We start from the raw sequence: 7146 nt of genomic DNA, 5'->3' as shown, positions 1-7146 counted from the left end.
GGGCACCCCGAAGGGTCGGCCCCGCCCCCCCCCCCCGGCGCGGCCCCCCCCCCCCCCCCCGGGGGGCGGGGGGGACCCGTTCCGCTTTCCGCGGGCGCTCGCTCAGCGGACGCTCAAATCCGTATAACGATCGCCCCAAAAAGCGTGCCGAGCTTCGTCGCTCCAGGGACTAATGTCCCCTTCTTCCTGTGGTGTCCGCCACAAAGGTCTTGTTTGGCCCTACTTGTGCGCGTGATAAATGTTCACGACCACCTGCCGGGACGCCACCCATGTGCCCGGCAGGGGCGCCCCGCCGGCGGACCGCCGGTAGGCAACAGCTCCATCCACATCCGGGGGGATCGGGACCCGATCCGGGCACGTACACCGCACGTACTGCACGGGTCGGCATGGAGAAAGGCGCACCACCATGACCTCAGTGCAGGTCGACAAGCAGAACGACGGCAGTGAGGCCGTGGCGGACGGCGAGAGCACGTCCGCGGAGGGCTACCAGCGAGGTCTGGGAGCCCGGCAGATCCAGATGATCGCGATCGGCGGCGCCATCGGCACCGGTCTGTTCCTCGGCGCGGGCAAGGGCATCCACAAGGCGGGGCCCAGCCTGATCCTCGCGTACGCCATCGCGGGCCTGGTGATCTTCTTCATCATGCGCGCGCTCGGCGAACTCCTCATGTACCGCCCGGTCTCGGGCTCCTTCTCGGAGTACGCGCGGGAGTTCATCGGCTCGTTCGCGGGCTTCGTGACCGGCTGGACGTACTGGCTCTTCTGGGTCGTCACCGGCATCACCGAGGTCACCGCGGCCTCCGCGTACATGCAGTACTGGACCAAGAACGCCGACGGCTGGCTCGATCAGCCGCAATGGGTGTTCGCGCTGCTGTTCACGGTCATCCTGTTCGGCGCGAACCTGATCTCGGTCAAGCTCTTCGGTGAGCTGGAGTTCTGGTTCTCGATGGTCAAGGTCACGGCCATCATCGGCATGATCCTGATCTGCGCCGGCATCCTCACCATCGGCTTCTCGGACGCCGGTGACACCGCTTCGGTCGGCATGCTCTGGAACCAGGGCGGCTTCTTCCCGAACGGCATCGGCTCCACCCTGATGACCCTGCAGATGGTCATGTTCGCCTTCCTCGCCGTCGAGCTGGTCGGTGTGACCGCGGGCGAGTCCAAGGACCCGAAGACCGTCCTGCCCAAGGCGATCAACACCGTGCCGTGGCGTATCGCCGTCTTCTACGTCGGCGCGCTGATCATGATCCTGTCGGTCGTGCCGTGGACCCACTTCCAGCCCGGAGTCAGCCCGTTCGTGGCGGCCTTCGAGAAGATGGGCCTGGGCGTCGGCGCCGCGATCGTGAACTTCGTGGTGCTCACCGCGGCCCTGTCCTCCTGCAACTCGGGCATGTACTCCACCGGCCGCATGCTGCGCGACCTCGCGCTCAACGGCCAGGGCCCGAAGTTCTTCACCAAGCTGACGAAGAACGGTCTGCCGCTTGCCGGCACCTCGTTCTCCGCCGCTCTGATGCTGGTCGGCGTCTACATCAACTACGAGTGGCCGGGCGAGGCGTTCAACTACGTCGTCTCCTTCGCGACCATCTCCGGTATGTGGGCCTGGATCATGATCCTGATCAGCCAGATCCGCTACCGCGCCAAGGCCGACCGCGGCGAGCTGCCGCAGTCCTCCTTCAAGGCCCCCGGCGCTCCGTACACCAGCTGGTTCGCGCTCGCCTTCATCTTCATGGTGATCGTGCTCATGGGCATCGACAAGGACGCGCGGATCTCGCTGTACGCGGCTCCGCTCTGGGCGCTGATCCTCTTCATCGGCTACCAGTTCATCCAGCGCAGGAACTCGGCGGACCCCAAGCCGCTCGAGGACGCCAAGCGCTAGCACCCCCTGGGGACGGCCGTTTCCTGCCGGGCGGCCGTCCCCGTCTCACGGCGGTGCCCCACCAGGTGGGCCGGGGACCCAAGACCCCTCACCCACCTGCTTATGCTCAGCGGCATGCTGACCATCACCCAGGCCCTGTACGACCAGATCGTCGCGCACGCCCGCGAGGACCACCCCGACGAGGCCTGCGGTGTCGTCGCCGGGCCGGTAGGCGAGGGGCGTCCCGAGCGGTTCATCCCGATGCTGAACGCGGCCCGCTCGCCCACGTTCTACGAGTTCGACTCGGGCGATCTGCTCAAGCTCTACCGCGAGATGGACGACCGCGACGAGGAGCCGGTGATCGTCTACCACTCGCACACGGCGACCGAGGCCTACCCGTCCCGTACCGACATCACGTACGCGAACGAGCCCGGCGCCCACTACGTGCTGGTCTCCACGGCGGACGCGGACGGTGCGGGGGAGTTCCAGTTCCGCTCGTACCGGATCGTCGAGGGCGAGGTCACCGAGGAAGAGGTCGAGGTCGTACAGGCATACTGATCCTCGACCTTGGGCTGCAGGAGCCAGGAACCCGGTGAGAATCCGGGACGGTCCCGCCACTGTGACCGGCCATCGCGGCCGGAGAGTCAGGAACTGACCTGCTGCCTTCTTCCACCGACTGGGGACGCGGATATCCCCTTCAGGAGGCCTTGCCATGTCCTGGCTCACAGCGGCTCGCACGCGTGCTTTCACCGCCCTCGCCCTGCTCGCCCCGCTCGCCGCCTGTTCCCCGGCGGCCGACTCCGCGAAGCCGAAGGCGACCGCCGCCGGATTCCCGTACACCGTGACGAACTGCGGAGTGAAGACCACCTTCACCGCACCGCCCGAGCGCGCCGTCACCATGAACCAGCACGTCACCGAGGTGCTTCTCGAACTCGGTCTGAAGGACCGGATCGCGGGCACCGCCTACCTCGACGACGCGGTCCTGCCCGAGTACGCGAAGGACTACAGGTCCCGCCCGGTGCTCGCGGACGAGTACCCCTCGTACGAGAAACTCCTGTCCGCGAACCCGGACTTCGTCTACGGCGGGTACGCCAGCGCCTTCGCCGGGAACGAGGGCCGCTCGCGGGGCGCGCTCGCCAAGTCCGGCATCGAGACGCGGCTCAACATCGAGGGCTGCGCGAAGTCCGCGGTCACCATGGACGACCTCTACCGCGAGGTGCGCGAGGTCGGGGGCACCTTCGGGGTGCGGGAACGGGCTGACGACTGGGTGAGTGGCGCCGAGCGTGAACTCGCGGACACCGCGGAGAAGTTGAAGGGCACCAAGCCGCTCTCCGTCTTCGTGTACGACAGCGGCGACAAGACCGCGTTCACCGCCGGCGGCCAGGGCATCGGCAACGAGATCATCACCCGGGCCGGCGGCCGCAATGTCTTCGCCGACCTGGACAAGTCCTTCGGCGACGCGTCCTGGGAGAACGTCGTCGAGCGGGCCCCCGAAGTGATCGTGATCTACGACTACGGCGCGCAGACCGTCGCCCAGAAGAAGAAGCGGCTCCTCGAGGACCCGGCCCTCGCGGACGTTCCGGCCGTCAAGAACGAGCGTTTCGCCGTCCTGCCCCTGTCCGACGCGGTCCTCGGCGTCCGCGCCCCCGCCGCGGTGGAGAAGCTCGCCGAGCAGCTCCACCCGGACGTGGCGCGGTGAGGCGCGGCTTCGAGCGTACGGCCGGGAGCGGTCTCAAGCGGGACGTGAGGCGCGGTGACGTACTGGTGCTCGGCGCCCTGACCTGCGCCCTCGTGGTGGCCGCCGTCGCCGGGCTCGCGCTCGGCCCGGTGCGGATCGCGCCGGCCGAGGTCGTACGGATCCTCACGGGCGGCGCCGAACCGAGCCCGCTGCGCACGATCGTGCTCGATGTACGGCTGCCCAGGGTGCTGCTCGGCGCGGTCATCGGGGCCGGGCTCGCCGTGATCGGAACGGTCCTGCAGGCCCTCGTACGCAATCCGCTCGCCGACCCGTTCCTGCTCGGCGTCTCCTCGGGGGCGTCGGCGGGCGCGGTGGCCGTGATCGTGCTCGGGATCGGCGCGGGCGCCGCGATGACCGTGACCATCCCGGCCGCCGCCTTCGCGGGCGCGATGGCCTCCCTCGCCCTGGTCTACGTCCTGGCACGCGGCCGGGGCGGCGCCATGACCGGGGCGCGGCTGGTCCTCGCGGGCGTGGCCGTCGCGTACATCCTGTCCGCCATGACCAGCCTGCTCCTGGTGACGTCCGCCGACGCCAACCACATCCAGGAAGTCCTCTACTGGACCCTCGGCGGCCTCGGCAGCGCCCGCTGGGACATGCTCGCGCTGCCCGCCGCGACCCTGCTCGTCGGCACCGTCGTCCTGCTCGCGCTCGCCCGCCCCCTTGACCTGCTGCTCGCGGGGGAGGAGGGCGCGACCGTGCTGGGCCTGGACACGAGCCGCTTCCGCGCCGCCGTGTTCGTGCTCACCTCGCTGCTCACCGGGGCGGCCGTCGCGTACAGCGGGGCCATCGGCTTCGTCGGCCTGATGGTGCCGCACGCCGCCCGCATGGTGGTCGGCGCGAGCCACCGCAGGCTGCTCCCCGTGGCCGCGCTCGGCGGCGCGGTGTTCCTGGTCGCCGCCGACCTCGCGGCCCGTACGGTGGCCGCGCCCCAGGACATCCCGGTCGGCGTGCTCACCGCGCTGACCGGCGGACCGTTCTTCCTGTGGCTGCTGCACCGCGGCCGCGCTCCCGAAGGAGTGGGTGCCTGATGGCCCCGTATGAAGGAGTGGGCGCCTGATGTCCCCGTACGGAACCGGTGTGCCGGTCCAGGACGAGTCCCTTTCGTACGAACCCGGTGGCCGCACCCTCAAGGTCGAGTCCCTCTCGTACGCGACCGGCGGCCGCACCCTCGTCGACGCCGTCACCCTGCACGCGGCCGCGGGCGAGACCGTCGGGCTCGTCGGTCCGAACGGCAGCGGCAAGACGACCCTGCTCCGCTGCGTGTACGGGACGCTGCGGGCGAGCACGGGCCGGGTGCTCGTCGACGGCGCGGAGCTCACCGGCGCCAAGGAGCGCGCCCGGCATATCGCCACCGTCCCGCAGGACGGGCAGACCGGCTTCGAGCTGACCGTGCGGGAGGTCGTGGCCATGGGCCGCTCCCCGCACAAGCGGTTCTGGGAACCGGACACCGCCGCCGACGAACGTCTCGTCACCGAGGCCCTGGCCCGCGTGGGCGTGCTCGATCTGGCCGAGCGCGCCTTCCCGGGACTGTCCGGCGGCGAACGCCAACGCGCCCTGGTCGCGCGGGCGTTGGTGCAGCAGCCCGGCCTGCTCGTGCTCGACGAGCCCACCAACCACCTCGACATCCGCTACCAGCTGGACATCCTCACGCTGGTCCGCAGCCTCGGCACCACCAACCTGCTCGCCCTGCACGACCTCAACCTGGCCGCGTACTTCTGCGACCGGCTGTACGTGCTGCACGGCGGGGCGGTCGTGGCCTCGGGTCCGCCCGCCGACGTGCTCACCGCCGGGCTGCTCGCCGAGGTCTACGGAGTGAGCGCCGATGTGGGCGTGCACCCCGCCACGGGGGCGCCCACGGTCACGTATCTGCCGGGCCCAGGGGCGGTCGACGCCCCGGCGTGTCCATTCGGTGAACGAAAATCATCCACTATCTGAGATCACACTCCGGGATCCGGGCCGGGAATCGATACGATGACCGCATGGTTCAACACGACGTGAGTGACAAGACGCCGGGCATGCTGCTCGTGGCGCGCCTTCACGTCGACCTGTGCAGGCTGAACAGCGCCATCTGTCCACGCTGACCCCTGCCGCCGACCCCTGCCACTGCAGGGGGCCGCGAGCCGCCGCACAAGAGGCGCGGCCCCGGCAGACGGCGACTCCTCCGCGTACCACCGCAGTCCGCGCGCGGGCCCGCGCGCACCCACACTTCCGTATCCAACAGGAGCCGCAGCCATGGCCATCGAGGTCCGCATCCCGACCATCCTCCGCACCTACACCGACGGCGAGAAGGCCGTACAGGGCAGCGGGGACACCCTCGCCGAGCTCTTCACCGACCTCGATTCCCGGCACTCGGGCATCGAGGCCCGCATCGTGGACGAGGGCAAGCTGCGCCGCTTCGTGAACGTGTACCTGAACGACGAGGACGTCCGCTTCCTGGACGGCATCTCCACCAAGCTCGCCGACGGCGACAGCGTCACGATCCTTCCGGCCGTGGCCGGCGGCTCGGTCTGATGCGGTACGACTCCCCGCTGGCCGCGGTGGGCAACACCCCTCTGGTGCGCCTGCCGCGGCTCTCGCCGTCGGACGACGTCCGCATCTGGGCCAAGCTCGAGGACCGCAATCCGACCGGTTCCGTGAAGGACCGGCCCGCGCTGCACATGATCGAACAGGCCGAGAAGGACGGCCGGTTGACGCCCGGCTGCACCATTCTCGAGCCGACCAGCGGCAACACGGGCATCTCGCTCGCGATGGCGGCGCGCCTCAAGGGCTACCGCATCGTCTGCGTGATGCCCGAGAACACCTCGTCCGAGCGCCGTGAACTGCTCGCCATGTGGGGCGCGGAGATCATCTCCTCGCCCGCCGCGGGCGGCTCCAACACGGCGGTACGGGTGGCCAAGGAGCTCTCCGCCGAGCACCCGGACTGGGTGATGCTCTACCAGTACGGCAACCCGGACAACGCGGGCGCGCACTACACGACCACCGGCCCGGAGATCCTCGCCGACCTCCCGTCCATCACGCACTTCGTGGCGGGCCTGGGCACCACGGGCACCCTCATGGGCGTCGGCCGCTACCTGCGCGAGAACAAGCCGGACGTCTCGATCGTCGCCGCCGAACCGCGCTACGACGACCTGGTCTACGGCCTGCGCAACCTCGACGAGGGCTTCATCCCCGAGCTCTACGACTCCTCGGTGCTCACCACACGCTTCTCGGTGGGCTCGGCGGACGCGGTGACCCGTACCCGTGAACTCCTCCAGGAAGAGGGCATCTTCGCGGGCGTCTCGACCGGAGCGGCACTCCACGCGGCGATCGGCGTCGGCAAGAAGGCGGTCAAGGCGGGCCGGCCGGCGGACATCGCGTTCGTGGTCGCGGACGGCGGCTGGAAATACCTGTCGACGGGCATCTACACGGCTTCCTCCACGGAGGAGGCCATCGAGCTGTTGCAGGGCCAGCTCTGGGCGTGATTTCAGCCCCTGCGGCGTTTGAGGAGATCCGAACGAAGTTCGGATGAGGGGCCCCGGGGCGGAGCCCCCGGTTTCGGGAAGGGGCGGGGCGGGGG

General features: G+C 69.8%; 8 protein-coding genes and 1 riboswitch. All 8 genes read left to right on the top strand.

The genetic code is table 11. From position 1 onward, the window contains the following. Positions 1–406: 406 nt before the first annotated feature. The 8 genes from JAO81_RS21635 to JAO81_RS21605 all read left to right on the top strand — a co-directional run bounded on the left by JAO81_RS21635 (position 407) and on the right by JAO81_RS21605 (position 7051). Positions 407–1873 carry an amino acid permease gene (locus tag JAO81_RS21635; RefSeq protein WP_199549556.1) on the top strand — a complete coding sequence of 489 codons (1467 nt, stop codon included), beginning with the start codon at positions 407–409 and terminating at the stop codon, positions 1871–1873. Between the two features lie 114 nt (positions 1874–1987). Beyond that, on the top strand, positions 1988–2410 hold the full coding sequence (locus tag JAO81_RS21630) for a Mov34/MPN/PAD-1 family protein (RefSeq protein ID WP_165330694.1): 423 nt from the start codon (positions 1988–1990) through the stop codon (positions 2408–2410). Next, positions 2383–2527: riboswitch (cobalamin riboswitch) on the top strand. (Overlaps the previous gene by 28 nt.) A 37-nt stretch (positions 2528–2564) precedes the next feature. Next, positions 2565–3551 (top strand): ABC transporter substrate-binding protein, encoded by a 987-nt coding sequence (locus JAO81_RS21625; protein WP_199549555.1) that lies wholly within the window; start codon positions 2565–2567, stop codon positions 3549–3551. A 44-nt stretch (positions 3552–3595) separates the two neighbouring features. Continuing rightward, entirely contained in the window at positions 3596–4618 is a 1023-nt protein-coding gene (locus JAO81_RS21620; protein WP_199549554.1) for an iron ABC transporter permease, read from the top strand. A gap of 28 nt (positions 4619–4646) precedes the next feature. Then, on the top strand, positions 4647–5525 hold the full coding sequence (locus JAO81_RS21615) for an ABC transporter ATP-binding protein (protein WP_199549553.1): 879 nt from the start codon (positions 4647–4649) through the stop codon (positions 5523–5525). A gap of 44 nt (positions 5526–5569) precedes the next feature. Further along, complete coding sequence (locus JAO81_RS44020) at positions 5570–5671, top strand: putative leader peptide (RefSeq protein ID WP_328707661.1); 102 nt, start codon at positions 5570–5572, stop codon at positions 5669–5671. Positions 5672–5822: 151 nt separating this feature from the next. Further along, complete coding sequence (locus JAO81_RS21610; RefSeq protein ID WP_052578595.1) at positions 5823–6101, top strand: MoaD/ThiS family protein; 279 nt, start codon at positions 5823–5825, stop codon at positions 6099–6101. Then, complete coding sequence (locus JAO81_RS21605; protein WP_199549552.1) at positions 6101–7051, top strand: PLP-dependent cysteine synthase family protein; 951 nt, start codon at positions 6101–6103, stop codon at positions 7049–7051. Before JAO81_RS21610 ends, JAO81_RS21605 begins: the two co-directional genes overlap by 1 nt. The last annotated feature ends 95 nt before the right edge of the window (positions 7052–7146 follow it).

Source organism: Streptomyces sp. N35 (assembly GCF_016464295.1).
Lineage (GTDB): Bacteria > Actinomycetota > Actinomycetes > Streptomycetales > Streptomycetaceae > Streptomyces.
The sequence above is the reverse complement of the archived record's forward strand: the minus strand, read 5'-3'. Positions and strand labels throughout refer to the sequence as shown.

Coding starts and splice junctions, on each gene's coding strand:
- JAO81_RS21635 (WP_199549556.1), top strand. CDS start 407: ATGACCTCAGTGCAGGTCGACAAGCAGAACGACGGCAGTGAGGCCGTG.
- JAO81_RS21630 (WP_165330694.1), top strand. CDS start 1,988: ATGCTGACCATCACCCAGGCCCTGTACGACCAGATCGTCGCGCACGCC.
- JAO81_RS21625 (WP_199549555.1), top strand. CDS start 2,565: ATGTCCTGGCTCACAGCGGCTCGCACGCGTGCTTTCACCGCCCTCGCC.
- JAO81_RS21615 (WP_199549553.1), top strand. CDS start 4,647: ATGTCCCCGTACGGAACCGGTGTGCCGGTCCAGGACGAGTCCCTTTCG.
- JAO81_RS44020 (WP_328707661.1), top strand. CDS start 5,570: ATGGTTCAACACGACGTGAGTGACAAGACGCCGGGCATGCTGCTCGTG.
- JAO81_RS21610 (WP_052578595.1), top strand. CDS start 5,823: ATGGCCATCGAGGTCCGCATCCCGACCATCCTCCGCACCTACACCGAC.
- JAO81_RS21605 (WP_199549552.1), top strand. CDS start 6,101: ATGCGGTACGACTCCCCGCTGGCCGCGGTGGGCAACACCCCTCTGGTG.